Origin of the sequence: Micromonospora taraxaci, assembly GCF_007830095.1 — a bacterium.
GTDB lineage: Bacteria > Actinomycetota > Actinomycetes > Mycobacteriales > Micromonosporaceae > Micromonospora > Micromonospora taraxaci.
The window spans coordinates 442,628-469,032 of the sequence record NZ_VIWZ01000001.1; the positions used below are offsets into that span (position 1 = coordinate 442,628).

Genomic DNA, 26,405 nt, shown 5'->3' on the forward strand with positions numbered 1-26,405 from the left:
GAGGCCCAGGTCACGCCGGTTGCCCGGTGGGAGAAGCGCCCCACCTCGGCTACTACCCGGCGGTTCCGCAGGAAAACGCTGCCGCAGGATCGATGTCTATCGGTGAATTGTCAATCAGAGTGTCGACAAGATGCCAGATACGTGTGCACTCGGCCACGGAACGTGAAACTTATATCCCCCGGCCACGAGGAAGCCGATGACGACCTCACCCCTCGAACGGGCTGCCGACTCCTTCGCGGCCGAGCTCGCCCGGCAACGGACCGGGCGAGGGCTGTCCAAGAAACAACTAGCCGTCCTGATGGGGTTCGACCCCTCGTACGTGAGCCACGTCGAGGGACGCCGGCACCGGCCGACCGAGGACTTCGCCCGCCGCGCCGAGGCCGTCCTGGAGGCCAGCGGCGCGATCTGGCAGCGCTTCCGGGAGTACGACGACCTCCGCCACGCCCGCGCGGGCAACCCGTCCCGCGAGCAGTACGCGCCCGGGCAGTGGCTGCCACCGGGCACCGGCCTCGTCGTGGAGCGGGAACTCGCCACCCTCACCCACACCGACGACGGCTACCGGTGTGTGATCCACCGCGAGTTGTACAACGCCGGCACCGAGCCGGTCACCCGCTACCTGGTCCGGGTCGCCGTCGACCGCTACCCGAACGACCCCGGCCGCTCCAACCGGCACCACCGGGAACACCCGCTCACCTTCGCCGAGCTGCAACTACAGGCCCGCCGCGACGACGGCGGCGGCGAGCCGGAGCCGATGCACTGGCGTGCCAAGCACGACCGGGACGCGTTCAAGGAGATCTGGCTGCTCTTCGAGAACGGGGAGCGGCGGTTCCCGCTCTACCCGGGCGACCGGGCCACCATCGAGTACGCGTACAGCGTCGGTCACGAGAAGTGGGGCCCCTGGTTCCAGCGGGCGGTCCGGCTGCCCACCCGGCAGCTCGCCGTACGCCTCGACCTGCCCGCGCCGCTCGACCCGCAGGTCTGGGGCGTGGAAACCTCCCTCTCCGCGGAGGAGGGCCCGCTGCGGACGGCACCGCAGCGGCACGACGAGGGCGACCGGGCGATCTACGACTGGCAGACCGACGACCCCCCGCTGAACGCCCGCTACCGGATGCAGTGGCGGTTCCGAGCCCGACCGGAAGCGGAACCCGACAGCGGCCCCGGCGGCACCCGGGTACGGCCCAGCGACCGGATGCGCGGTCTCGGCATCGTGCAACGCGGCGACGACCTGCTCCGCCAACACGTCCGGCCGTTCGACCTGCCCGTCGAGGAACCCGTCGCCCGGGACCTGGTCGACCGGCTCACCACGGCCCTGGCCCGGCTCGACGAGCTGCACCCGTTCAGCAAGGGGGTGGGGGTGGCCGCACCGCAGCTCGGCGTCGGCCGGGCGGCGGCGGTGGTCCGCCCCCCGGACCGCTCGGCGGAGCCGGTCGTGCTGCTCAACCCCCGGGTGGTCGACGCCGGCCCCGACACCGACGAGCAGTACGAGGGCTGCCTCTCCTTCTTCGACCACCGGGGTCTGGTGCCTCGACCGCTCCGGCTCGACGTGGAGCATGCCCAGTGGGACGGCAGCCGGGTCATCACGTCGTTCGAGTTCGGCATGGCCCGGCTGGTGGCTCACGAGATCGACCACCTGGAGGGTCGGCTCTACGTCGACCGGATGGCACCCGGTGTGCCGCTGGTGCCGGTGGAGGAATACCGCGAGACCGGGCACCCCTGGCGCTACTGACCGTTGGGGACCGGGGCGCGTGCCCCAGGGGGCAGGGGCACGCGCCCCGGTGTGGGGGGAGGAACGTCTAGAGGTCACCGAAGGTGTCGTAGCGGATGTGCGGCGGCGGCACCTCGTCCGCGGCGAGCACCCGCAGCGTGGAGCGGACCATCCGGGCGGAGCCGGAGACGTAGCAGTCGTGCGTCGTCCACGGGCCGTACCGGGCCACCACGTCCGGGATGTCACCCTGCTCCCCGTCGAAGTCCGGCTCCTCGCTGCACGCCGGCGTGACCGACAACCACGGGTGTACGGCCACCAGCTCCTGCAACCCGGCCAGGCCGTACAGGTCCGCCGCCTGCCGGGCGCCGTAGAAGACGTGCACCCACCGGGTCCGGTTGTAGGTGGCCAACTCCTCGACAAGTGCCTTGATCGGCGCCAGGCCGACCCCGCCGGCCACGCACAGGACGTCCCGTTCGGAGTCGCGGTCCAGGGTCATCGACCCCATCGGCGCCGCCACGCGGAGCAGCTCACCCGGCCGCACCCGGCGCACCAACGCGCCGGACACCCAGCCGGCACCCGGCGACCGCACGTGGAACTCCAGCAGGTTGTCGTCGTTCGGGGCGTTCGCGATCGAGTAGTTCCGCCACACCCGGGGGTGGTGGCGCGGCGCCTCCAGGCTCACGTACTGCCCGGCCTGCCACCGCAGCGGATGCTGGAGCGCCCGGCAGGTCAGCACGGCGGTGTCCGGGCCGTACCGCTCGTGGGTCAGCACCTCGGCGTGCCAGAACGGGGGATCGTCGTCGGCCTTCGCGCCGGCCACCATCAGGGCGGTGATCGCCGCGTACGCCTCCCGCCACGCCTGGTCGTACTCAAGGTTCCAGCCGTCGCCGGCGGTGCTACGGAGAGCGTCCAGCAAAGCGACTCCCATCGTCGCGTAGTGCGAGTCGTCGACGTGGTACTTGCGGTGGTCGCGGCCCAACGCCCGCAGGAACTCGTCGAAGCTCTCCGGGTCGTCGACCGTGTGGATCGCCGTGATGATCGCTTCCAGTAGGCGGTCGCCCTGGCCGGTCATCTGCACCGGGAAGAGTTGCCGCAGGGCGGGGTCGAGCAGGAACAGCCGGGCGTAGAAGTGCCCGCTCAGCCGGACCCGGTCGTCCTCGACCAGGGTCCAGCTCTCCTTCAGCAACCGTGCGAGGTTGTCCACGGGGCGCTCCTTCTCCTGACGGCAGCGGATCGGGCGCTCATAGAATCTCCACGGAGAGTGTCGACTGGTCGCACAGAATGTGCGATCGGCTCATGCTGGCCGGTCGGCCGTGTCACCGGCACCACCCGTCGGGCAGAGTGGTGCGGTGACCGTTGAGCTGACCCGCCCGGTGTCCCGCCGACTGCTCGGTACCGAGACGTTGCTGGTCCTCGGCCTGTCCCTCGGCCAGTCCGCCGTCTACGCGGTCGTCTCGATCATCGCGAAGCTCACCGCCGACGGTCCGCTCTCCAAGCAGACCGCCTCGCTGAACACCTCGGCGTCGTCCCGACCCTGGCTGGACCTCACGTACCAACTGCTCGGCATCGTGTTCGCGCTGCTGCCGGTGCTGCTCGCCGTACACCTGCTCAGTCGGGACCCCGGCGACCCGGCGCGAACCCTCGGCCTGGACGCCCGGCGGCCCGGTCAGGACCTGGCCCGCGGCGCCGGCCTGGCGGCGCTGATCGGCCTGCCCGGGCTGGCCCTGTTCTGGGTGGCCGCCCAGTTGGGGGTCAACGCCACGCTGGTGCCGGCCGCGCTGCCGGACCTCTGGTGGACGGTCCCGGTGCTGATCCTCGCCGCCGTGCAGAACGCCGTGCTGGAGGAGGTGATCGTGGTCGGCTACCTGGTGACCCGGCTACGACAGCTCCACTGGCGGCTGGCGGCGATCATCGCGGCCAGCGCGCTGCTGCGTGGCTCGTACCACCTCTACCAGGGCTTCGGCGCCTTCGTCGGCAACGCGGTGATGGGCGTCGTGTTCAGCCTCTTCTACCTGCGCACCCGCCGGGTGATGCCGTTGATCATCGCGCACACCTTGCTCGACGTGTTCGCCTTCGTCGGCTACGCGTTGCTGCCCCGGGAGTGGTTCGACTGGCTCTGACCGGTCAGCGTCGCGCGGGCCGGTAGACGGCCACCGCGCGGGCCGCGAGCCGGTCGGCCGCCGCCGCGTCGCCCAGCGCCGCCGCGAGCATCGCCGCACCCGGCAACAGTCGCGCCACCAGCCGCAACGCGACCCACCCGCCGGCCTGCGCGGTGAGCGGGGCGGCCAACCGCCAGGCGGCCTCCGCCGCCCGGGGCCAGCCTCCCTCGACGGGGTCGCCCGCCTCCTGTGCGGCCGCCAGGGCCGCCTCCGCGCTCGCCGCGTCCGGGTGGACCTGGGTGAGCACCAGCAACTCGACGGCCCGGTCGGGATGCGCCGGATCCTTCCCGTACGCGGCAGCCAGGTGCAGCACCAGGTTCGCGTGCGTCCACAGCACCGAGGTCAGCTCGGCCAGCGGCGCGAAGAACCCGGCCAGCGCGGCGGTCGCCCCACCCGCTCCCGCCGAGCGGACGAACCGCCGGGTGGCCAACCGGGCCAAGCCGTCCGCCGACGCGTCCGGATACCGGTTCCGCAGCCGCGTGGCCCACTCGGCCGCGCCGGGCCCGAGCGCCCGCACCGCGGCGAGAGCCAACAGCTCCGGCGCGAACCCCGGGTGGTCGAGCACCCGCGTGGTCACCGCCCGCAGTTCCGATTCCGGGGTGCGCCCCGAAGCCGGCACCGCCTGCTGCTCGGCGGGACGTTCCGGTGTCGACTGCTGCTCGACTTCGGCCTTCTTCGGCGTGGTGCTCTTTCGGGGGGCCGCCGCCCGCTTGGCGGGGGTCGCGGCGCGCTTGGCCGGTGCCGGTGTGGTCGGCGTCACCTCGGTGGCCGTCTCCGTCGACTTCCTGGTGGCTGCCTTGCGGACGGGAGTGGTCCGGGCCTTCGGAGCCTGGTCCTCCTCCGGCGCTTGGTCCTTCGCTGTCCGGGCCTTGGGTGTCGTGACCTTGGGTGTCGCGCTGCCGTCCGGGTCGGCGCTCGGCGGCGTTGGCTGCTTCTCGTGCGCCTCGGCGGTCGGTGGCGCTGGCTTCTCGGCGTTCGCGTCGCTGGGCGTGGCGGAGGCATCGCTGGTCAGCTCGGTCGGAGCGCGCCTCGGCCGCGGGGGTAGGGCACGGTCCGGCTCCGGTGGCTGGAAGAGCACCGGTGGGGCAGCCTTGGCCTGTCGAGGACGCTGACCCGCCGGAGGCGTAGCCGGCGGTGTCGTCTCCGCGGACGGCTCGGCGGGCGGGACGGGCTGCTCGGCGGCGACCGGCGGCGTGAAGGTGGCCCGTGGGGAGCGTCGACGCGCCCTCTCAGCAGGCTCTCGACGGGTCGGCTCGCTCGGCGGCTGCTCCTGCATATCGATGGAGCGTAGTCCTGATCACCCCGTCGCACAGCGCGGAAACACGGGGGCGCGCGGTCTCGGTGGACGTACCCCGGAAGTCGTTTTGCTCCCGGTGGGTGGCGACCTGTATCCTCGGGCGCGGTGGTCTGCAGGGCCACCAGGGAGACTTCGCCTAGTCTGGTCTATGGCGCCGCACTGCTAATGCGGTTGGGGTCTTAAAGCCCCTCCCGGGTTCGAATCCCGGAGTCTCCGCGCGAAAGCCGGGTGTGTACACTGGCTGAGCACGAGCGCCCGTAGCTCAATGGATAGAGCATCTGACTACGGATCAGAAGGTTAGGGGTTCGAGTCCCTTCGGGCGCACAGGGTTTGACCTGCGGAAACGCCCCTCTGGCGATCGATAGCGATCGACTAGAGGGGCGTTTTTTGGTGCCCCCCGGGGGCACCAAAGCTACGAATGGCGGGAAAAAGTTACCCGCGGTAGCCGAGGTCCCACCTCATGGCGATCGCCTCGAATCTGCGGTAGACCGCTGCCTTGCCTTGTGCGACACGTGAGCAGTTCGTCGCGGCGAGGCTTCGGCGGCGCCTTGATCATCGAGGTCCCGGTCTTCCGGATGGAGCGAGGCGGGCGCAAGAGCCTTTGGACTGTGATCCTGGCGGATCCCCGAACTCGGGCGCCCTTGCTGGCATGGCCCGACTGTGGGTGGTTCCGGTGCCACCACCCCAATATGGTCGCCCGCCTCATGTCCTGATGTCTGGCTGGTTCGTGAAGCCAAAGGCGCCGCGAGGGGAGGTGTTGAGGCCGCCGACGACGCCTTGGTTGGCCGACCTTGGCATCGCGGCTGTCAGGTTCGAGCGTGGGTCAACCTTCCTCGTCAACACGCCTTGTCCTCGCCGGGTCGGCGTCAGGCCCTTGCGTCGGCGTCTGCCTGAAGATGAGGTGTATTAGCGAACTGGTAAGCCTTCTCTCATACGTGCACAAGTCCACGTATCAGAGAAGGGCGCCGGTCTTCACAGTGGAGCACGGTCCGCGTAGGACGTTGATCAGAGCACGTTTCGCGCCAGGGCGCCTTGTTCAGTAGATGCCTTGACTCCACGTTGGATCCATACTTACAGTGTGCCTTGTCTACGGGCGCCACACCCAATAACGCCAGTGAAAGGATCCAACAGTGCCGATGAATACTTATCCCGAATCCGTCTCGGAGGCTGACGAGGTGGCGAACTACTCCAGCGATGATTTCCAGCCCACCGAACACGTCGACATCGTCGAGGCCTTCTCCAGCGCAGTGCGTGAGGCCGGCGCCGTGGGGGGCCGGATCTTTCCGTGCGTGGTGTTCAAGCAGGGCAGGCGCATTATGGTGTCGACCAGCTTCCCGCTGCAGTTCATCCGTCGTCAGGTGGTCAGTGACAGCGCGGAGAAGAACGGCAGCCCGCGCGAGCACACCAACCGGCCGCTGATCCCGGAGCATGCAAAGAGCATCCACCAGTACCTGGTGGCAAACCCTGACGACTACATCCTCCCGCCGGTCACCCTCAACACCGACAGCATGCCGAGCCTCCACGTGCAGAAGGCGGTTGGTGCGCCGACCCGGCTTGGCTACATCATCGTGCACGACGGCACGCGGTTTCATGTCACCGACGGCCAGCACCGGCTTGCGGCACTGGCTGGCTACCCGCAGGGCAGGACCCACGTACCGGGTGCGCTGTCCGACAACCCGAAACTGACTGAGGACGGCTTGGCGGTGCTCATCGTCATCGAGAGCAATCGCGGCCGTATCCAGCAGGACTTCGCAGATGCGGCGCAGACTAAGCAGATCCCCGCCAGCCTTCTTGCCGTGTATAACACCCGCGAGCCGGTCAACCAGGTCCTCGCGCGTATCACCGACGAGTCGAAGCTGCTGCACGGGCGCATCGATGAGCTGGGTAAGACCTTGCCGAAGGCTAGTCAGAAGCTGTTCTTGCTTAACCAGATCCGCGGCATGGTCAAGAGCCTGCTCTTCGGGGACTATGCACTTGCAGAGGACACGCTTAGTCGGATGGCTGCCACACGGCTGGCTACCCAGGAGCAGCGCGAGGAGTTCGTCGCCGAGACGCTGACCATGCTTGGTGTACTGACCGAGCTGATGCAGCCGTGGTCCGAGATTACACAGCTGCCGACCTCCGGCAGCGGCGCGGACAAGATCGTCGCTCTACGCGAGAAGTGGGTGAATTTGACCGCCACGGGCATCAACGTCATCGGCACGGTGGTGTACGAGATCAACCGGCAGACTACCGACCCGGAGCAGCGTTCGGCTTACTACCGCAAGCTGGCGGCCGAGATCGACTGGAAGCGCAGCGCAGGCATCTGGGCCAACAACATCGTTGTTCCGGACGGGAAGAACGGCAAGATCGCCACCAACCGCGGACCGGTGGCGGCGGCTGTGCGCAATGTCAAACATGCTATCGGCTTGAGCGGCGGAGCCGGCACTGCGGAGCAACCGCAACTTCCAGTTCAAGGCGTGCCCTACAGGCTGGCGGAAGTCGACGCTTCGCCAACAGAGTATCCGCAGAACTGACCGTGACGGAGGCATCGCCGCCCGCTTGAAGGTCTCTTCAGGCGGGCGGTGCGGTCGGAGCTAGCCTCGCCCGCACGACGGCGACGAGCCCGGGCCCGACGGGCTCCGGGCTCGTGCCAGCGAAGGGCGCCACACCCAAACGCCATAGTCAGGATAGCTCCCACGCTAGGCGACTTGCGCCGCGGTAAGTGCCTCGCTGCGCTCGCCGCCGTGGCCCGCGCTATCGAATGCTGCGGACCAGTTCTTCGAGCTCACGGCGGGCGTCAGCGTACGCACTTGAGTCGATGAGGTCGGTGACGATTAGGCCGTGGGGGAAATCGGCGGCAATGCGGTAACGGCTTCCTTCGCGAACGATGCGTAGGCCGTGTGCCAGGCGGAGATTGATCCAGTCGTTGGTGTCGTCGTTGAGGTGGCGTTGCACGGGTGCCCAGCATCCGCCTTGAAGCTCACTCATGCTCTCGAAGAGTAGCGGAGCCACTGCGGTTGGCGGCAGGGTCATACTGCCGAACGGGGGGGTCTAGCTCGAGTCGGTCTGTCGGGGCGGACGGCGACGGCGTACCGTTTTGCGGCCCGGCCAGTATTGGGTGGGAGGCTCTCGCTCTGGATCCACGATCTTGTACCTCGTCTGGCCGCACTTGACCACGCCCAGCTCAACAAGGCGCTGCGGCTGGCCCTCGAGCAGCGGCACGATGATGGGCACACCGGCTACCACCGTTGCGATCGCGCTGGCGGTTGAAGCGATTCCCTTGCCATGGCGCTCAAAGCGGACATGGTGGATGCCTGCCTTCTTGATAGCGCCGCATTCCTCATGGTCTTCCAGTTGGCCGGTGTCGGCCGTTACCAGCATCAGGTAGCCGCGCGTGGCCATGTCGGGAATCAACTGCAGGTCTTGCTTGCCCTTCCACCGGATCCGCTGGACGTGGTCGACGTGGTGGCCAGGCAGCATGAAACGGAGGGGTGCAAGGGCAGGCTCGGGCACTTGCTCATCGAGCAAAATCTTCACGGGCTCACGCAGCCCGGCGTGGGTACTCGCTCACGTACCGATCCAGGGCTACAGCCCCCTTCACGCCGATGTCTGTTACCGAGGGATAGAAGTAGCGGATCGAGGTGGCGTCGAGGCCGTCGGCAACCAGGGAGGCGACGGTGTCGTAGGGGACCCGGGTGTTGTCGATGACGGGATAACCGCGGAGGACGCCAGCATTGATTCGGATGCCCGGCTTTGGATTCTCCAGTGGTACTACAGTCTCGCCAGTCCAGCCGACGAACTCACCCAAGATGTCCTGCATCGTTGCGATGATTTGCTGGCCCGGCTGCTTGAGTACATCAACCATCTGATCCTCGGACTGGATCCAGACGATTGTGTTCCCCTTAGCTACGAGCTTGTAGTTGGAGAGATGCTCGAAGTTGTCCAGATTTCTGACGTTCTGGATCGCCTTGCGGATCTTTTGAAGCGAGAGCTGGGTGCGGATCCGAGCGACGGTGCGGATCGCGAGCAGGTCTCGGAAGCTGTAGCTGACGCGGGGCCGGCTGCCATACTCGGGGACGAGGACTGGGTTCGGTTGACGCCGCCAGTGGACGAGCTGCCCCTCGCTCACGCCACCGAGAGCGGCCGCCAACGAGGATGAGTAAGCCACCCGAACGCCCCTCCCGTACCAGTGCAATTCTTGCTGGCATCATCGCACTTCCCCGCCAAGCTCACATCCCCGCGCCGAACCGGACGCGCCGACCGCTTCAGGCCAGCCGCCGGGCGTAGGGCCGGCGGACTGTCGCCGGGAACGTCCCTACGCCGTGCCTCGCAGCCTTCGCCGGCGGTGGCGGGGCGCGCGCCGGTGGCTTAGATGTCCGCCAGGCGGCGAGGCAAGCGCGTGTTGATCGGCGGCAACCGCAACAGTTGGCGTAGTTGATCGGTGCATCTGCCCCGTGCCCCCTGGGGGGCACCGTGGGGGAAGGAAACGGGGTCTAGCGTCACTTTCCGTCGACACCGCTACATCCTAGATCCGGACAAATCCGCATAGCCGCAGGTCATGGGCACCCTCTCCTTCTGGCTACGGATCAGAAGGTTAGGGGTTCGAGTCCCTTCGGGCGCACAGAGTTATGACACAGGGTGGATAGCCAGTCGGCTATCCACCCTGTGTTCATGTGAGCCATGTGCGAGTCATACCTGTGGCATACGTTCTCGGACTCACACGCCAGGGGTCACTACAGCGACACCGCTACCTACGCCTGCACTGCCGGCGCCCAGGAGAAGATGGCGTTGGTCGTCGTGGCGCACGGGTAGAGGATCAGGTCGGAACCGTTCGACGTCGTGCTGCCCTGCACGTTGAGGCACTTCGCGGGGTTCAGCCAGCTCTTGAACTGGTAGAAGTCGAACCGGCCGATTTCCGCACGAACTGCGGGTACCACTGGTCGTTCAGCGTCCCGCTGCCACCCCAGTTGTACTGGACGATTTTCGTGCTGTTGACGTCCGTACGAAATCAGACATGTGCATTCCTGACTGTTCTGCCGGGTGGTAGGCGGTGCCCGTCGAGTGCTCGTCGCAAAGATCCGCGCAACATCGGGGATGTTGGTGTCTCCCGCACGTCGGAGGCAGCAGCATCCGGGAAGTTGCGCGGATCTTGGGGCGGGGGACGCGACGTTGACTCCTGCCATGCCGGGCGGTGACCCTCGCGGGTCAGCCCGCCGGGGCTTCGCGTCGGATGCGGCGGCTGTCGGTGATCGTGATGCCGACCAGGACGCACCCGACGAGAGCCACGACGAGGATCGGGGCGAGCATGACCAACAACGGTGTCGAGCCGACCAGCAGTGCAAGCCAGGCCAGTCGCGACGGCGGGAGTTGGCCCAGGAGTACGTACTCGGAGCCCATTCGTCCGACGACGAACAGGACCGGTCCGCCGACGATGAGGACTACCCAGCTCGCCGTGGTGCTGCCGAGGGGGTCGTGGAGGACGAGGTCGACCCCGGCGGAGGTGGCGATGATTCCGGTCACCAGAACGGCGTAGACGTACGGCGCGAGGCGCACCGCGTGGCGCGGGTGCTTGTGCGCCGACCGGTCGACGAGTTTGTTGCTCTGCAGCACGTAGATCTGCCAGAACAGCAGCGCGGTGACGATCGCGGCGAGGAAGGCGACCGTGCGGGCCGGTGTGTAGACCGAGCTGCCGAATTGCAGCGTGGCCATCAGCGTCAGCTCACCGAGGGCCAGAATGGCGATCTGTTGGTACCGCTCGCCGAAATGGACGCTCAACTGCGCGTATTGGTCGAGTGGTACCCGGCCTCGCCCGGGTGTCGGGTAGCGCAGCGCGGAAGCCGCGAAGTCGACCGCGAGCGCGCTGGCCCACAAACCGGTGCGCCAGCTTGGTCCGGCCAGTCCGCCGGCGATCCACAGGGCTCCGGAGACGACGAACCAGAGGAGGAACCGCTGTTCCCGGGCGTGCCCGCGCCGTGGGCGCAGCGCGACGATCAGCAGAATGCCCCGTACGAGGTGCAGACCGACGTACGCGCTGGCGAAGAGGAGACCCCGCCCGTCGTAGGCGCCCGGCACGGCGACCGCCATCAGGCTCACGCCGAACATCGTGCTGGCGATCACGCCCTGGATCACCCGGAGCCCGGGATCGTAGAACTCGGTGGTGACCGCCGTGACCGACCAGGTCCACCAGGCGGCCAGCAGCAGGATGAGTCTCTGCCCCAGTCCGCTCCAGGTGGGATGTTGGGCCAGCTGCATCGACAACTGCGCGAACATGGCGACGTAGAAGACGTCGAAGAACAACTCCATGAGCGTCGCCCGATTCGACGACTTTGGGTTGCGCCGTGGCACGGTCGGGCCGGTGCTCGTCATCTGTCAGCGCTTCCGCTGTGCCTTCCGCTGACGCTGCACGCCGAGGTCGTGACGATTCCCGAGCCGACATTTGGCGCTTGAGGCTGCTGACTACGGCACACGGCGACCAACGAGCGAGTCGGGTGGGAGTTACCAGCGCCTGAGCTTCCGACGGCACCTCCACCAGGTGAATGGTCGTTCAAATCCGACGACATATTGATCGGTCGACGCATCCTGTCCGTTGTCGAAAGGGAGTGGGCGCGGGTGCGCCCACCGGAGACGGAGGAATCGAATGCCGAACACATCGCGCTCCCGGGTCCGCGCGCTCGCTGTCGTCGGCCTGGCCGGCGTCCTGGCCGCGATCGGCGGGGTGACGAATCAGGCGTCCGCCGCCGAGGTCGCCGTACCGGCGGTGAGCGCCGACACCAGCCGGGCCGACACACCGCGTATCGCCTCGACGATCAGGCCGCCGGCGGGATCCCGCCCCGTCGGCGCGTACGTCGTCACCCGAGGAACGCAGACCTACACGTGCGCCGGCGGCGTGTTCACCGGCGCGTCCGTGCCGGAGGGCCAGCTGTTCGGTACCGGCGGGCGTGTCCACCACTTCAAGGGCCCCAGCTGGCAGTCCGAGCGGGACGGTTCGTTGATCACGGCGAAGAAGACCGCGGAGAGCCCGCGTCCGGGGACGATCCCCGAGCTGTTGCTGACCGTCGACGCGCACACCGGCAAGGGCACCCTCAGCAACGTCGCGTACATCAGCCGCCTGCTGACCTCGGGTGGTGTCGCCCCGGCCGGCCCCTGCACCGACGGTGCGACCGCTGCCGTGCCGTACGGCGCGGTCTACGTCTTCTGGGCCGCGAAGGGGTAACGCCCTCCTCCACGGCGGCCGGGCGGACGCCGCGTGCCATGGTCTGGTGTCGATGTTAGCGCCAACGTGCACCGTCCCGAACCGCTCTACGGGGTGGTGGCCTGCCGTTGCTCACGAGCGACGGATCGCGTCACGGGAAGTGTCGTGTCATCCATCGATGTTCCCAGCACGTTACGTCTTGACGAACGCCATGTTATCGCTCACAGTCGATGCCTAAGGACGGCGACACGACGGCTTGCCGGGCGGGCCTGCTTCGTCGACCTCGAATCAGGCGTGCACCAGGGCATGTAGGCGGCTTGTTAGCGCTAACTCCTCCGACGCATGCGCCCGGGCACGTGTTGCGGTGTGCCCATCTCGGGCGGACCGTTCGGCACTTGGTCACTGAAGGAGGATCATGTCTGCCCTTGATAGGTCTCCATCGATCGCGCCGCCGCGGCGGCGATGGTGGTTGCCCCGCCTCCTCGCCGCCGGCGCGGCGGCGGTGATGGTCGGTGGTGCCGCCGTGGCGGTGGTGCAGTCACCCGCCGCTGCCGCGACTGTCGACACGAGCGCGTGGTACGTGTTGGTCAACCGCAACAGCGGTAAGGCCCTGGACGTCTACAACCTGGCCACGAACGACGGTGCCCGGATCACGCAGTGGGCCCGCAACAACGGCAACCAGCAGCAGTGGCAGTTCGTGGACTCCGGTGGTGGTTACTACCGGCTGAAGTCGCGGCTGTCGAACAAGGTGCTCGACGTCTACCAGCGTTCGACCGCCAACGGTGCCGCGATCGTGCAGTGGGCGGACAACAACGGCACCAACCAGCAGTTCCGGCTGGCCGACTCGGACAGCGGCTATGTGCGGTTGATCAACCGCAACAGCAACCGGGTCATGGAGGTGCAGGGCGCCTCGACCGCCGACGGTGGAAACATCGTGCAGTACGACGACTGGAACGGCACCAACCAGCAGTGGCAGCTCGTCCGCGTCGACGGCGGGAGCAACCCACCCCCCACCACCACGCCGCCGCCCACCGGCACGTGTGACCTTCCCTCGACGTACCGGTGGTCGTCGTCGGGTGCGTTGGCGCAGCCGAGGTCCGGTTGGGTGTCGCTGAAGGACTTCACCGTCGCGCCGTACAACGGCCAGCAGCTCGTCTACGCCACCACGCACGACTTCGGGTCGAGCTGGGGTTCGATGAACTTCGGGTTGTTCTCGAACTACTCACAGATGGGCTCGGCCAGCCAGAACGCGATGAACTCGGGAACCGTCGCGCCGTCGCTGTTCTACTTCGCGCCGCGCAACATCTGGGTGCTGGCGTACCAGTGGGGTGGGCCGGCGTTCTCGTACCGGACCTCCAGTGACCCGACCAACCCGAACGGTTGGTCGTCGCCGCAGACGCTGTTCAGCGGCAGCATCACCGGTTCGGGTACGGGGCCGATCGACCAGGCCGTCATCGGCGACGACCAGAACATGTATCTGTTCTTTGCCGGGGACAACGGCAAGATCTATCGGGCGAGCATGCCGATCGGGAACTTCCCGGGCAGCTTTGGGTCGAACTACACGACGATCATGAGTGACACGACGAACAACCTGTTCGAGGCTGTTCAGGTCTACAAGCTCCAGGGTCTGAACAAGTACCTGATGATCGTCGAGGCGATCGGTTCGCAGGGCCGGTACTTCCGGTCGTTCACGGCCACGAGCCTGGGTGGTTCGTGGACGCCGCAGGCCACGTCCGAGAGCAACCCGTTCGCGGGTAAGGCCAACAGTGGCGCCACCTGGACCAACGACATCAGCCACGGTGAGCTGCTGCGGACCAGCGCGGACCAGACCATGACCGTGAACGCGTGCAACCTGCAACTGCTCTACCAGGGTCGTTCGCCCAGCTCCAACGGCGTCGACTACGGGCTGCTGCCGTACCGGCCGGGTCTGCTGACCCTGCAACGCTGAGCCGGGTCTAGTGACCCTGCGACGCTGATCCATGGAAGGTGGGCCCGCGACGGACAATCCCGTCGCGGGCCCGTCCACGAAACGACCAGTTGGGGGCGGCACCACCACCCGATCGTCACCCCGGTGGATTAGCGATCGTGGATAGAATCGGGCCGTGGCTCGTGAATACGACACCCAGCTCATCGAGTCGGTCGCGGTCCGCCGTGCCCGAATGCGTGAGCTGCTGCTGTGGGGCAGGCAGCGCCGCGTCCGGGCCACCGGCGACGGGTTCCGCTGGTTGCGGATCGGGCTCGTGTTGGCGGCCGTGGCCTGCGCGGGGTGTGTGGGCTGGTCCTTCCTCAAGGGCGTGATCGCCGACCAGCAGAAGGCCCGCAATCCACCACCGGCCCAGTCGGAGGGGGCGCGATGACCCAGACGCAGCCTTCCGCCGCCGCAGGCCAACTCAGCCGGGTGACCCTGGCCGGGGCACGCCGTCGCATCGACCTCGTGCTGCCGGCCGACGAGCCGCTGGGCCTGCTGCTGCCCGAGATCGTCGCCATGGTCGGGCACCAGCCGGTGGACGATTCCCGTGGCTACCAGATCAGCACCCTCGACGGCACAGTGCTCGATCCGGCCGGCAGCCTGCGACAGGCGGCCGTCCCCGATGGCGCGATGCTGCGGGTCGACCCGATCTCCGAAGCGCCACCGGCGGCGATCGTGCACGACGTCGCCGACGAGGTCGGCGACGACCTTGCCCGGCGCCACGGACGATGGGGGCTCGCCCCACGAATGTGGACCGCCACCGCCGTCTGCCTGGTCGCCGCCAGCCTGGCGGCGGTGCTCGCCGCCCCCCAACTCGGGCCCGTGGCGGTCAGCATCGTCGGGGGCGTGGTCGCGTTGACTGGCCTTCTCGTCGGGCTGGTGGGCAGGCGCGCCGTTGGGATCGCGGTCCTGCTCAGCGGTGCCGCGATGACGATGACCATGGTGCCCGCGTTGACGAGCGGGGGCACCCTGCGCTGGGCGCTCTGGGCCATCGGCGTCGGCTGCATCGTGCTCGCCGTGGGCGCGGTGACCGGCAACCGCCGTGCTGGCGTCCTCGGTGGCGGCACGCTGCTGACCCTGGTGGCCGGTTGGGGCGTACCCCTGGCGTTCGCCGTGCCCGCCGAGCGCGTCGCGGCGGTGCTGACGATCGTCTCCGTGGGATTGCTGGGGCTGCTGCCCCGGATCGCGATGATCGCGTCCGGTCTCACCCGCCTCGACGACCGGCGGAGCAACGACGAGTTGGTGAGCCGCGTAGCGGTGTTGGCCGCAGTCGACGCCGCGCACCGTGGGCTGGCCGTGGCGACGCTGGCGACGGCTACGTCGGCGGCGCTCGGCGGCCTCGTCCTGGCCGCCGCAGCGGGCTCCTGGGCTCTGGTGTTGGCAGCGCTGGTGGCCGCCGCTCTGCTGCTGCGGATGCGGGCGTTCCCGCTGACCGTCGAGGTTGTGGGGCTGGTGGCCGCTTCGCTGGTGATCGCGGGCGGCCTGCTGACGCGCTGGGCACGGGATGCGCCCGGCATGTGGTGGGGCCCGGCGCTCGTGGCGCTGGCCTTCTGCGCGGTGACTCTCGTGATCCTGGCCTACCGGCCGCCGCCGCACGCTCTGGCCCGAGCCCGGCAATACGCCGACCGCGTCGAGGCGCTGACAGTGATGGCACTGGTCCCCGTTGCGGTCGGAGTGTTCGGGCTCTACTCGCGACTACTCAACACGTTCTGATTGAGGCGGTGGCATGAGTGCTCCACCGGTTCCCGGGCCGACCCATTCCGGGGGGCACGGACCGCACCCACCACAGCGGCGGGTGAGGGGAGGCTCGACCACCCCGGCGTCGGCACCGGCCCGACCGGCTCCGACACCTCGGACGCCCGGCGAGCTGGCGAGGTCGGAGGGGGACGACCTGTCACTCGTGCGGCGCATCCTTCCCGGCGACCCGGCACTGCGGCGACTCTGGCGCACCGCCAGCCGCATGTTCACAAGTGGCCGGGCAACCCGGGAGCTCGCCGACCTCGCGGCCGAGGTGCAGGTGCCGGTTCACACCGGCCGGCGCATCGCGGTGGCCTCCGTACACGGTGGAGCGGGAAAGACCACGGTGGCCGCGGTGTTGGCGTCGGTCTTCGCGACGCGGCGAGCGGATCCGGTGCTCGTCGCCGACGCCGACCCATACGAGGGCTCGCTGACCTGGCGGCTCGGCGCGCCGGGCGAGCCGCCCCTGGAGCGGTTGGCGCCCGACCTGATAGCGGCCCGGGGCGGCGACCTCCACGCGCTTGAGCCGCTCCTTCCGCGTACCGGAACGGGTTTGTGGGTGTTGCCGAGCGGCACCTCGAACCCGACGCTGTGCAGCGAGGTGACGCGGGCGCTGTCGCGGCTCTTCGCTGTCGCCGTCGTCGACTGCCCGCCCGGCCTGGAGTCCCGTACCGCGGCGGCGGCCATGGCCGACGCCCACTCGGTGGTGCTCGTCGCCGCAGGGACGCCGGACGGGGTCCGGGCCACCTACCAGGCGCTGCGCCGGATCGTCGACGGCGGGTACGGGGCGTGGCTGGCACGGGTGGTGGTCGTCCTGAGCACCAGTAACCCCGACGGGCGCACCGCGCTCCTCGGCGACGCTGCCCGCGAGCTGATCGAAAACACCGGCGTACCGGTGGTGGTGTTGCCCTACGACCGTCACCTGGCGGCCGGGGCGCTCATCACACCGTCGCGGATCGGCGAGGCGACGCTCGTCGAGGCGACCCGCGCGGCCGGCCTCGCGCTGGCCACGGCCCGGCGGATGTGACCGGAGGACGCCCTGATGTCGACGCGTATGGTGCACCGTCCAACCCGGGTCGCAAGGCCCGTGTCCACCATGGAACCACTGGTGCTGGACGCGCCACCCCAGCTCCCCGACGGCCGATCCGCGGTGGGGCTCCAGGCGCTGCTGCCGATGGCCGGCGCGGGCGTGGCGATGAGCATGATGATGTTCATGCGCGGCTCCGGCTTCGCGGCGCTGGGCGCGGTCGTCATGGTCGTCGCGCTGGCCGCCGCCGGGGCGATGTACCTCACCCAGCTCGGTAAGGCCGGTCGGCAGCGCCGGGTGCAGCGCGAGCGGTACCAGGACTACCTGGAAGAGCTACGCGAGCAGCTCCGCGAGGACGAGCAACGCCTCCAGGAACAGGCGACGGTGCTGGACCCGCCGGTCGGCCGGCTGCTCGACGTCATCCGCAGCCCGGCGCGCCTGTGGGAGCGCCGCCGCGCGGACATCGACTTCCTGCGGGTACGGGTGGGCATGGGCGCGCTACCCGTCCGGCCGATCCAACTGCGCGAACAGAGCACACCGACGAACCCGCTCGACCCCTTCATGCGTCACGAGGCGCAGTCGCTGATGCGCCGCTTCGAACTGACGCCGGGGCTGCCGCTCCGGGTCGACCTGGACTGCGCCGGCGATGTCAGCGTGATCTCGCCGGACCGCGACGAGGTGGTCGCCCTCGCCAGCGCGATCCTCGTCCAGGTGGCCGCGTTCCACGCCCCGGACGACGTGACGCTCGCGATCGTCACCACGCCGGAGCGGGCGACGACCTGGCGGTGGGCGCGGTGGCTGCCGCACCTGCTCGACCGCGCCTCGATCGGCCCGAGCGGCCCGACCCCGCTGCTGGTCACCGCCCCCGAGACACTCGCCGAGCTCCTCGCCGGGGATCTGGAGGAGCGGGCCACGAGCGCGCTCAAGTCGTTCCGCCACAACGCCGGACGGGCCGAGGCCCGTACGCGGTCGCGGCTGCTGGTCATCGACGACGCCCACGGCCAGGTGGCCCGCGCGCTGGCCAGCCCCGACCAGTTCGTGGGTCTCGGGAGCCTCGGAGTCACAGTGGTCCACCTGCTCGCCGACCGGCTGCACGAGCCCGGTGACATCTCCCGGCGGATCACCATCGACGGCGGTTCGCTCGTGCTGGAGGATCTCGCCGCGTCGCCGCCGATGACAGTGGTCGGCGCTGTCGACGAGGTGCCGGTGCCCCTGGTGGAGGGCCTCGCCCGGGGGATCGCACCGCTGCGACTGTCGGCCGACTCGTACGACGACGGCACCGGCACCCCGCCGGCCGACTTCCAGGATCTGCTGGGGCTGTCCGATCCCACGAACCTGGACCTGGCCACGCTGTGGCGGCCGAGGGGCGAGCGGGATTTCCTGCGCGTACCGATCGGTGTCGACCCGGTGGGACGTCCGGTGTTGCTAGACCTGAAGGAATCCGCGCAGCTGGGGATGGGCCCGCACGGGCTGTGTGTCGGCGCCACCGGGTCGGGCAAGAGCGAGTTGCTGCGGACGCTCGTCCTCGCCCTGGCCGCGAGCCACCCGCCCGACCGGTTGGCGATGGTGCTCGTCGACTACAAGGGTGGTGCGACGTTCGCACCGTTCGCCGAGATGCCGCACGTGTCCGGGCTGATCACCAACCTGGTCGCCGACGCCGCGCTGGTGGAACGGATGTACACGAGCCTCGACGGCGAGGTGCAGCGCCGCCAGCAGTTGCTGGCCGACGCGGGCAAGGTCACCGACATCGTCGAGTACCACCTGCTGCGCGCGGTGCAGGGCGAGCGCAGCACCCTGCCCCCGCTGCCGCACCTGCTCGTGCTCATCGACGAGTTCGGCGAACTGCTCGCCGCCAAGTCGGAGTTCATCGACCTGTTCCTCCGAATCGGGCGGATCGGCAGGTCCATCGGGGTGCACCTGCTGCTGTCGAGCCAACGGGTCGAGCAGGGCAAGATGCGCGGCCTGGAAAATTACCTGGCCTACCGCCTCGGGCTGCGCACCCTCACCGAGATGGAGTCCCGCACCGTTCTCGACACTGTCGACGCGTTCCAGCTGCCTCCGTTGCCCGGCAACGGGTACCTGAAGGTCGACGTCTCGATCTACCAGCGGTTCAAGGCCGCCTACGTGTCCGGCCCGCTCACCGACGGCGCCGACGCCGAACTCGCCCCGATCGTCGGCCCGATGGCGAAGCCGATGCCGGTGTTCGGGACCGTCCGCAGGGACACCGACGACATCCCCGAGGAACCGAAGGCGACCAGGCGTACCACCGGCCCGACGCTGCTCTCGACGGTGGTCGAGCAGATGGCCACGAGTGACCAGCGCGTTCAGGCGATCTGGCTGCCGCCGTTGCCGCCCGCCCTCACCCTCGACCAGGTGGCCGGCGGGATCCGCAGCACCCCCGAAGGGCTCCGGCTGGACATCGCCGGGCAGTCCGAGACCGGGCTGCGGGTACCACTCGGACGCCTCGACGACCCGGCCCGTCAGTGGCAGGGTCCCTGGCTGGTCGACCTGGCCAGCAGCGGTGGCAACGCACTCGTGCTCGGTGGCCCCGGCACCGGCAAGACGACAGCGCTGCGCACCCTGGCGCTGGGTCTGGCCACCTCCTACCGTCCGACCGACGTCGGCATCTACTGCATCGACCTGCTCGGCAACGGACTGTCGGGCCTGGTCGGGTTGCCCCACGTCGGCGGCGTCGCCGGTCGGGAGGACCGGGAGCGCATCCGCCGCACCGTCGACGAGGTGCACGCCATGCTCGCGCAACGCCAGCGGATCTACACCCAGCACCAGTTCGACACCATCGACGACCTCCGCGCTGCCGACGAACGCGTACGCGCGGAGGTCGGCTGTGTCGACGTGGTGCTGCTGATCGACGGGTACGGCCAGCTCAACACCGAGTTCGAAAGCCTCGAATCCAAGGTGCACGACCTGCTCGCCAGAGGCGGCCGCTACGGCATCCACGTGATCGGCACCGCCCGGCGGTGGAACGAGGTTCGCGCCGCCCAGCAGGTCGCCTTCGCCAACCGCATCGAGCTGCGGCTCACCGAGCCCGCCGAGTCCAGCATCGACGGCAGGCTGGCCCGGGGCATCCCGTCGGACCAGGCCGGCCGGGCGCTGACCAGCGGTAAGCTGTTCGCCCAGATCGCCCTGCCGCGCCTCGACGGTCAGCCGGATCCGGCGAACGCCGGCCTGGTCGCCGCGGCCGAATCGGTACGGGGATCGTGGTCGGGGCCCCTGCCGCCATCCGTGCGGGTGCTTCCCGCAGTGCTCCCGCTGGCCGACCTCGCCGACACGCCGGCCGGGCACGGCGTGGTGCCCTTCGGCCGGTTCGAGAGCGACTTCACCCCCGCCGTGCTCGACCTCTTCGGTCAAGACCAGCACTTCCTCGTCCTCGGCGACCCCCGTACCGGTAAGACGAACCTGTTGCGGCTCGTGGCCGAGGAGTTGATGGGGCAGTACACCTCCGACGAGCTGGTGTTCGCCGTGTTCGATCCACGGCGAGGGCTCGCCGACGTGGTGCCCGAGACCTACCTCGGTGGTTACGCCACCAACGCGACGCTCGCCCAGCAGTTGTCGGCAGCGGTGTGCAAGGAACTCGCGACGCGGCAGCCGTCCGATTCGGCGCGGCCACGGATCGTGCTGCTCATCGACGACTACGACATCCTCGCCGCGTCGGCCAGCCAACCGCTCGGCGCGTTCGTCCCCTACGTGGCGGCCGCGCGCGACACCGGGCTGCACGTCGTGATGACACGTCGGGTGGCCGGCGCCTCGCGCGGCCTGTTCGAGCCGTTCCCACTGGCCGTGCGCGAGGCCGGTTGTCTGAGCCTGCTCATGTCCGGTGACCGCACGGAGGGGCAACTGTTCACGGGGGTCCGACCAACGGTCCTGCCGGTGGGGCGCGGCCAGCTCATCCGCCCAGGTCACCCCTCACGCATGACGCAGACCGCGTACCTCGGCGAGACCAAGGAGCACTGATGACGTACGACACGGTGGCCCTCTGCCGCTCAGAGCCCGATGCCGCCACGATGATCGGCGCCCTGGTCGCTGTCGGTTCCGACCTCAAGATGGACACTGTGGACTCGGCCGGGTTGGTGCAGTTGTTCGACCCTACCGACGGTCGGTTGTTGCTGACCGTCGAGACCGCGCGGCTGGTACAGGTGCCGGGGGAGGCGGAACGGTTGCTCGGTGTCACGCTGGACGACTCCTTCGCCGGCAAAGTCTGGTGGGTGGAGAGCCGGGCACCGGACGGCGACCCGCAGGCCGCCGAGCTGACCCGCAACTTCACCACCGCGCTGGTATCGATAACGGGAGGACTGACATGGGCGAACCGATGACCGGCGCGACCGACACGATCACCGACCGAGCCGTCGTCCTGCACCAGAACCGCGCGGTGGTCGGCCTCTCGCCCTGGCTCGCCGAAGCGGCCGTCGACGCGGTCCGCAACGGGCTACTGCTCCAACTCGTCACGCCGGCCGACGGCTCCATCACGTACCCGCTCGAAGTGATGCTGGCGCAGGCACAGGGGCAGTGGGTGGTGCGCGCCGGCGACCAGTACCGCGACGGGCTCACCGGGTTGCCCCTGCACTGGGACGGCCGATGCTTCTCGGCGTCCAACGGGTCGCCTGCCGGTGGTCCGCTGCCGACCGCCGTACCCTGGTCCGGCGGTCTGGAGATCCAGATCGTCACGCTGCACCCGGCCACCGAGGCCCTGGACCTCGGCGCCAGCACCGAGGCCGCCGTTCGCGCCCTCACCGGCAACGATCCGGTCGGGTGGGGCGTCGCCGAGCCGGTCACCGAGCGGTGGTCGCGCCGCGAGCTCACCTCGTTCTGCCGTACGCGGGCGCCGGCACCATCCAGCGTGGCGATCGTCGGCGGAAGGCAACGTTCGGCGCTGCTCGGGGTCCTGACGGTCGAGCGGGTCGACGTCGGCGTCCGCGAACAGCTCCGACTCGCCGGCCCTCCGCTGTCGGAGGTCGACGAGGAGACGGTCGAGGCACTCGCCGAGAAGTTGGCGACGACCGTGCGCAGCATGATCGTGACCGTGCACCCAGGCCGCTCCGGCGGGCTACGGTCCAGCACGCCGAGCCTCCCCGCCCTGCCGCTGGGCATCCTGGTCGGCCGTCAGGAACAGGCGCTTGACTCCGAGCCGGAGATGGTCCCGGGTCGGGCGCTCGGCCGGGGTGCCCGACGCGCGTGGTGGTACAGGGTGGACAGAGGGCCGGGCGCCCCGTACGAGAACCTCACTGCGGTGTTGCGCAGGTACGGCCTGAGCACCGCCGGCCAGGGCGCCGGCTGACCGCCCCACGGGTGCGCCGGACGGCAGCGACCCCTGCCGTCCGGCATCGGGTGTTCAGCCCTGCACGACGTGGCTTCCGATCGGAGTGCCGTCCTCGGCCCAGCGCTGGCGGCTCAGCATCTTGCCCTGTTCGTCGCACTCGACACGGGTGGCGGGGCTGCCGTTGCGGTGCCCCTCCTCGTGGACGCCGACAGCCATGCCGTAGTGGGCGGTGCCCTCAGCCTTACGCTCGCCGGTCGGGTACCACTCGGCGGAGAGGCCGTCCTCGATACCCTTGAAGTGCGTGGTGAGAGCGATGATCTGACCCTGCGGCGAGCGCTCGACCACCTCGCCGGTGAACAGCTCGCCCTGGTAGGTCACCCGAAGGTCGTCCTCGGTCGCGACGTCGTCGTAGTCGACTCGCACAGTGCTTACTCCGGGATGAACTGGCTGCCAGGGTGGCCATGTTCGTGCATGCAGCGCGGCTAGGTCTAAGCGATTGCGGACGGCCTCCGCAGCCCTGAGGCCACGAAGGCCCTCCGAGGCTATGGGCCTTCCTCGGTCAGATTCCCCTGATCGTCCCAACGCTTTCGGCTTGCCGGCAAGTTGTGGTCGCCGAAAACAGTACATTCGGCGAGCTGACCATTCTTGTGCCACCGCCGCCATTCCCCGACGTTGCGACCGTAGTCGCGTACGCCTTCCTGCTTTTTTTGGCCATTCGAATACCAGATGATCTGAGGTCCGTGGGGAACGCCGTCGAAGTAGGTGGCGAGCTCGACAATGTTTCCCTCGGGGCCCATGGCTGCCACCTCGCCGGTGAACGGTTCATCACCGTGCATCACCCGAAGGTCGTCACCGACGTAGGTCTCTTTCTCGTCAACGCGCATCAGTCACTCCACGGAGGCTCGAACGTATCCATGCGCCGGTAGTCGCCAGGCGGGAACTGGTAGCGACCGGTGTAGCTCGGAACGCCCCGGAGTATACTGTTGCAGTTTCCGCAGGCTGGAGCCGGGTCGCCGGGCGAATGGTGACGTGCGTCGTCCAGCCAACGTGGGTCGAAACGCATTTCATCGAGGACGTCCCGGCCCAGTGGCGGTGGCTCTGAATCCGGTCCGTGTTCGCGTCTCCATTGCTCATCGTGCAATCGTTGGCGCTCCCAAAGTAGCTCATTGGTCGCCTTGACCTCGGCGTGACGTAGCGGATTGTCGAAGTGCGCCCGCCCATCCAGCACCGCGTCCTTGAACACGATATCGCCCGCCTCGTTCCGGACTGCCTTGCCGGTCACCGGATCGAGGACCGGCGTCTGCGCGGCTTCGGTCTCCGATCGCATGACCGGGTGTTTCCACTCCGCCATGTCCAGGTAGTTGTCGCGTAGTAACGGATGCAGATTCTTCGGCGCGATCAGGTCAAGATCCGTTCCATTGACGCCTTCGGCGATCTTGCCTGTGCGGAGATCGATGGCGGTGGCGGAAACTGGGCCCTCGCCTCGTTCGCGCCCCGGGACATGTACGTCAGTCGCACGCTGCCGTGACAGGTCTTCCATGTAATCCCGGACGGGCTTTCCATCGATTTCGGTAATAATGCCGTCTCGAGTCGTCACTCGGCTGGTGTCATTCACGTCGATTTCATCGACGATGGAGCCTCGGCTCGGGTCTCGCGCGTATTCCGGATCCGTCACTCTTGGAGCAGGGCCCGGGTCCTCGGGTTCGGGGAAGTTCGGTGGGTTCTCCACGCGCTGGTCCCCCGCTGACGGCGGCTTGTAATCTCCCGCGTTGTCGGGCTCAGGCCGTCCACCCGACACGGGCTCGTCGTCCGCAGTCCTGTCGCCGCGTTCGTCGCTGGCCTTCTCTGCGGGCTTGTCGTCCGGATCGACGTCAGAATCCGAGTCGTTGCTGCCATCGTTGCGGGGGCCGTCGTCGGCATCCACGTCTTTGCCCGGGGTGGTGTCGTCCGGGACGTTGCCCGGGGTGGTGTCGTCCGGGACGTTGCCCGGGGTGCTGTCCTCCGGCAGGTTCCTGGCAGCTGGTGGGGTCTCTTCGGGAAGGTTCCTGGTGGGTGGGGTGTCGCCGGGGAGGTTGTTGCCGCCGGGTGTGTTGCCGGCGGGGTTGTTGCCGCCGTCCATGTTCATGGTGTTGGGGGTGCGGTCGCCCGGCATCTCGACGTCGAAGCCGCGTGTGGTGGGCACGTCGCCCGCGATCGAGGGCACCAGCCCGAGCTGCGGAATCTGAATGTCGAACTTCTTGGCGAAGTTGATGGCGACCTCGCCCACGGTGGGGAGGTTGTCGAGCCAGTTGCCGGCGCGGACCAGTCCGGCGCTGATGCGGGCGGCCGTTGCGCTGCCCCGGATGCCGTTGACGGCGGCGCCGGCGCCGCGCAGACCGGAGGCGGCGCCCTTGGTGCCGACGACCGCGGAGACGATGTTGAACGCGGCGAGGCCACCGGCCCTCGACTTGTCCTCACCCCACATGTCGTAGGCGATGATGGTCTTACCCGCGTTGAGCAGGAGGTTGCCGGCTTCGCGTTTCTCCATGAACGGCATGCCGACGGTCTGGTCGATCACGATGGTGACCGGGTTGATGTAGATGGAGACCGCCCAGACGAACTTGCCGAGGCCCAACCATGACTGGCCGGCGGTGCCCCAGCTCCATTCGCCGGTGGTCGGGTCACGGCCGATCAGCCCACCGAGGTCTTCGAGCATGGTGACGAAGCCTTCACCGATGCCGCCGAAGAACGCGCCGACGTCACCGAGGAAGCCACGGTCGTGTTCCTCGGTGCTGCCCCAGGGCAGCGCCCCGTCCTCACCGGCTGCCGCGTTGAGGGTGTTGGCGTCGAACCCGTACTCGCCGTCTTCGGCTTTGCCGTCGGCGTTGTCGGCCCGGTACTGGCGGCCACCGTAGAGGGCGTTGATGGTGTTGGCGCACTTGCGTTGCGCTTCGAAGAACGCGGCGACCTGCGTGTTCACCGCAGAGATCAGCCCGTTGTGCTTGTCGACCTTGCCTTCGTCCTCGCGCCAGTCCTCGTCGCCGTTGGTGGAGGCCACGAACTGTTCGGCTTGACCCTTGAGCGCGGCGAGTTGGGCCTTGATCTCCTTGACCTCGCTGGCGTACGTGGCCAGGGCGGTGCCGACGGCCTGGACGTCCTCGCCGACCGACGCTGACACGGTGCGGATCGGGCCGGAGGCAGCGAACAACTGCGCCGCCTCCGGCGCCTCGTAGACCGCAGCCAGCCCCTGCCAGGTGGTGTCGACCGCCTGGCCGGTGTTGGCGAAGTCGACGCCGGTGGTCTTGATCGTCTGTGCGTGGGTGGCCAACAACTCCATGTTGCCCGGGATCTGCGGGATCTCACCCGGATTGATCATCGTGGCACCGCCTGACGGCCCGGGCCCGGCATCGTGGCCGACGGGTCGGGTGCCGCCGAGGCGCTGCGCTGCGCGTTGGCTGCCATGTCCAGATCGCCCTGGACATAGGCGTTCGTCGCCTGCGCCGCCGCATTCATGCACGCCCCCGTGCGAGTGAACACGAACTCAAGGTCCTTACGAATCGACTCCACGAAGCCCTGAAGCGCCTGCCCGACGATCTCCGAACTCGACTGGACGGCAGAACCCTCCAACGCTGAGTTGAAGTTCTTCATCTGCCCCTCGAACGGGGCGGCAGCGGCATGAGTGCGATTCAGGACATCACGCACTCCACCGGGGGAGATATCCCAGGCGCTCACGCTAGTGCTCCCTCGTCAACACTGGTAAGTAAAAGCCCGGCTCAGCCGATGGACTGCACCGCCGTGCGCGCCTTGGCCAACGTGGTCGTAGCCGTGTCGTCGTTCTTCACCATGGTGGTCTTGACCAGATCGATGATCGTGCGCACCTCACTTGCGGCGCGGTTCCACCGATCCTCGACCGTCCGGTACTCCTCCGAGACACCATCGGCCTGGAAGTCCGCCATCGCCGCCGAGACATCGGCGCTGCGCTGCGAGATCACCGCCTCCAACCGGGCGATGATCCCGGCGAGGTCACCCTGAACCTGCTGCGAGGTGCTCACGTCAAAACTGCGTCGGTCCGTGCTCATAACC

At 68.6% G+C, this 26,405-nt stretch carries 23 protein-coding genes and 2 tRNA genes; 13 read left to right on the forward strand and 12 right to left on the reverse strand.

Annotated features, from left to right (window positions below):
- The first annotated feature begins 196 nt into the window (after window positions 1-196).
- Window positions 197-1,726, forward strand: coding sequence for a peptide deformylase (locus FHU34_RS02195; RefSeq protein WP_145778457.1), 1,530 nt, complete (start codon window positions 197-199; stop codon window positions 1,724-1,726).
- Between the two features lie 67 nt (window positions 1,727-1,793).
- Here the strand turns inward: FHU34_RS02195 and FHU34_RS02200 are convergent, their stop codons facing one another.
- Entirely contained in the window at window positions 1,794-2,909 is a 1,116-nt protein-coding gene (locus tag FHU34_RS02200) for a globin domain-containing protein (protein ID WP_145778458.1), read from the reverse strand.
- A 145-nt stretch (window positions 2,910-3,054) separates the two neighbouring features.
- Here FHU34_RS02200 and FHU34_RS02205 point away from each other — a divergent pair, with 145 nt between their 5' ends.
- Window positions 3,055-3,825 (forward strand): CPBP family intramembrane glutamic endopeptidase, encoded by a 771-nt coding sequence (locus FHU34_RS02205; protein ID WP_145778459.1) that lies wholly within the window; start codon window positions 3,055-3,057, stop codon window positions 3,823-3,825.
- A 4-nt stretch (window positions 3,826-3,829) separates the two neighbouring features.
- Here FHU34_RS02205 and FHU34_RS33520 read toward each other — a convergent pair whose 3' ends face one another.
- Complete coding sequence (locus FHU34_RS33520; RefSeq protein WP_244311522.1) at window positions 3,830-5,140, reverse strand: hypothetical protein; 1,311 nt, start codon at window positions 5,138-5,140, stop codon at window positions 3,830-3,832.
- Window positions 5,141-5,286: 146 nt separating this feature from the next.
- On the opposite strand from FHU34_RS33520, the gene FHU34_RS02215 reads away from it, so the two are divergent.
- From FHU34_RS02215 to FHU34_RS02225, 3 genes are all read left to right on the forward strand, one after another.
- Window positions 5,287-5,377, forward strand: a tRNA-Ser gene (locus FHU34_RS02215).
- Between the two features lie 35 nt (window positions 5,378-5,412).
- Window positions 5,413-5,485 (forward strand) — tRNA-Arg (locus FHU34_RS02220).
- 812 nt (window positions 5,486-6,297) lie between these two features.
- Window positions 6,298-7,677 carry a DNA sulfur modification protein DndB gene (locus tag FHU34_RS02225; protein WP_244311881.1) on the forward strand — a complete coding sequence of 460 codons (1,380 nt, stop codon included), beginning with the start codon at window positions 6,298-6,300 and terminating at the stop codon, window positions 7,675-7,677.
- A 220-nt stretch (window positions 7,678-7,897) separates the two neighbouring features.
- On the opposite strand, the gene FHU34_RS02230 is transcribed toward FHU34_RS02225, so the two are convergent.
- The 5 genes from FHU34_RS02230 to FHU34_RS02250 all read right to left on the reverse strand — a co-directional run bounded on the left by FHU34_RS02230 (window position 7,898) and on the right by FHU34_RS02250 (window position 11,446).
- Window positions 7,898-8,131, reverse strand: coding sequence for a hypothetical protein (locus FHU34_RS02230; protein WP_145778461.1), 234 nt, complete (start codon window positions 8,129-8,131; stop codon window positions 7,898-7,900).
- 63 nt (window positions 8,132-8,194) lie between these two features.
- The gene (locus FHU34_RS02235; RefSeq protein ID WP_145778462.1) at window positions 8,195-8,680 is read right to left on the reverse strand and encodes a PIN-like domain-containing protein; all 486 of its coding nucleotides are present in this window, start codon (window positions 8,678-8,680) and stop codon (window positions 8,195-8,197) included.
- A 4-nt stretch (window positions 8,681-8,684) separates the two neighbouring features.
- A complete protein-coding gene (locus FHU34_RS02240) occupies window positions 8,685-9,311 on the reverse strand; it encodes a DUF433 domain-containing protein (RefSeq protein WP_145778463.1) in 627 nt (208 codons plus the stop codon).
- A gap of 583 nt (window positions 9,312-9,894) precedes the next feature.
- Window positions 9,895-10,080, reverse strand: coding sequence for a hypothetical protein (locus FHU34_RS02245; RefSeq protein WP_145778464.1), 186 nt, complete (start codon window positions 10,078-10,080; stop codon window positions 9,895-9,897).
- A gap of 268 nt (window positions 10,081-10,348) precedes the next feature.
- Window positions 10,349-11,446, reverse strand: a complete 1,098-nt coding sequence (locus FHU34_RS02250) for a low temperature requirement protein A (RefSeq protein WP_167524746.1) — start codon at window positions 11,444-11,446, stop codon at window positions 10,349-10,351.
- A gap of 334 nt (window positions 11,447-11,780) precedes the next feature.
- Here FHU34_RS02250 and FHU34_RS02255 point away from each other — a divergent pair, with 334 nt between their 5' ends.
- The 8 genes from FHU34_RS02255 to FHU34_RS02290 all read left to right on the forward strand — a co-directional run bounded on the left by FHU34_RS02255 (window position 11,781) and on the right by FHU34_RS02290 (window position 22,361).
- Complete coding sequence (locus tag FHU34_RS02255; protein WP_145778466.1) at window positions 11,781-12,356, forward strand: DUF3455 domain-containing protein; 576 nt, start codon at window positions 11,781-11,783, stop codon at window positions 12,354-12,356.
- A 394-nt stretch (window positions 12,357-12,750) separates the two neighbouring features.
- Window positions 12,751-14,283, forward strand: a complete 1,533-nt coding sequence (locus tag FHU34_RS02260) for a non-reducing end alpha-L-arabinofuranosidase family hydrolase (protein ID WP_145778467.1) — start codon at window positions 12,751-12,753, stop codon at window positions 14,281-14,283.
- Between the two features lie 154 nt (window positions 14,284-14,437).
- Window positions 14,438-14,692 carry a hypothetical protein gene (locus tag FHU34_RS02265; RefSeq protein ID WP_145778468.1) on the forward strand — a complete coding sequence of 85 codons (255 nt, stop codon included), beginning with the start codon at window positions 14,438-14,440 and terminating at the stop codon, window positions 14,690-14,692.
- The gene (gene eccD, locus FHU34_RS02270) at window positions 14,689-16,017 is read left to right on the forward strand and encodes a type VII secretion integral membrane protein EccD (RefSeq protein WP_145778469.1); all 1,329 of its coding nucleotides are present in this window, start codon (window positions 14,689-14,691) and stop codon (window positions 16,015-16,017) included. Before FHU34_RS02265 ends, eccD begins: the two co-directional genes overlap by 4 nt.
- 187 nt (window positions 16,018-16,204) lie before the next feature.
- Window positions 16,205-17,068: a MinD/ParA family ATP-binding protein gene (locus tag FHU34_RS02275; protein WP_208744906.1), complete on the forward strand. Its 864-nt coding sequence runs from the start codon at window positions 16,205-16,207 to the stop codon at window positions 17,066-17,068.
- 69 nt (window positions 17,069-17,137) lie between these two features.
- Complete coding sequence (eccCa, locus tag FHU34_RS02280; protein WP_244311882.1) at window positions 17,138-21,040, forward strand: type VII secretion protein EccCa; 3,903 nt, start codon at window positions 17,138-17,140, stop codon at window positions 21,038-21,040.
- A complete protein-coding gene (locus tag FHU34_RS02285) occupies window positions 21,040-21,399 on the forward strand; it encodes a hypothetical protein (RefSeq protein WP_145778471.1) in 360 nt (119 codons plus the stop codon). The genes eccCa and FHU34_RS02285 overlap by 1 nt, the downstream gene beginning before the upstream one ends.
- Window positions 21,384-22,361, forward strand: a complete 978-nt coding sequence (locus FHU34_RS02290; protein ID WP_145778472.1) for a DUF6177 family protein — start codon at window positions 21,384-21,386, stop codon at window positions 22,359-22,361. Before FHU34_RS02285 ends, FHU34_RS02290 begins: the two co-directional genes overlap by 16 nt.
- A 54-nt stretch (window positions 22,362-22,415) precedes the next feature.
- Here the strand turns inward: FHU34_RS02290 and FHU34_RS02295 are convergent, their stop codons facing one another.
- The 5 genes from FHU34_RS02295 to FHU34_RS02315 all read right to left on the reverse strand — a co-directional run bounded on the left by FHU34_RS02295 (window position 22,416) and on the right by FHU34_RS02315 (window position 26,401).
- Window positions 22,416-22,766: a toxin-antitoxin system YwqK family antitoxin gene (locus tag FHU34_RS02295; RefSeq protein WP_145778473.1), complete on the reverse strand. Its 351-nt coding sequence runs from the start codon at window positions 22,764-22,766 to the stop codon at window positions 22,416-22,418.
- Window positions 22,767-22,885: 119 nt separating this feature from the next.
- Window positions 22,886-23,227 (reverse strand): toxin-antitoxin system YwqK family antitoxin, encoded by a 342-nt coding sequence (locus FHU34_RS02300; protein WP_145778474.1) that lies wholly within the window; start codon window positions 23,225-23,227, stop codon window positions 22,886-22,888.
- Window positions 23,227-25,698, reverse strand: a complete 2,472-nt coding sequence (locus tag FHU34_RS02305) for a YwqJ-related putative deaminase (protein WP_145778475.1) — start codon at window positions 25,696-25,698, stop codon at window positions 23,227-23,229. Before FHU34_RS02305 ends, FHU34_RS02300 begins: the two co-directional genes overlap by 1 nt.
- Window positions 25,695-26,054, reverse strand: coding sequence for a DUF6507 family protein (locus tag FHU34_RS02310; protein ID WP_145778476.1), 360 nt, complete (start codon window positions 26,052-26,054; stop codon window positions 25,695-25,697). The genes FHU34_RS02305 and FHU34_RS02310 overlap by 4 nt, the downstream gene beginning before the upstream one ends.
- A 41-nt stretch (window positions 26,055-26,095) precedes the next feature.
- Window positions 26,096-26,401, reverse strand: coding sequence for a pore-forming ESAT-6 family protein (locus FHU34_RS02315; RefSeq protein WP_145778477.1), 306 nt, complete (start codon window positions 26,399-26,401; stop codon window positions 26,096-26,098).
- Between the last annotated feature and the right edge of the window lie 4 nt (window positions 26,402-26,405).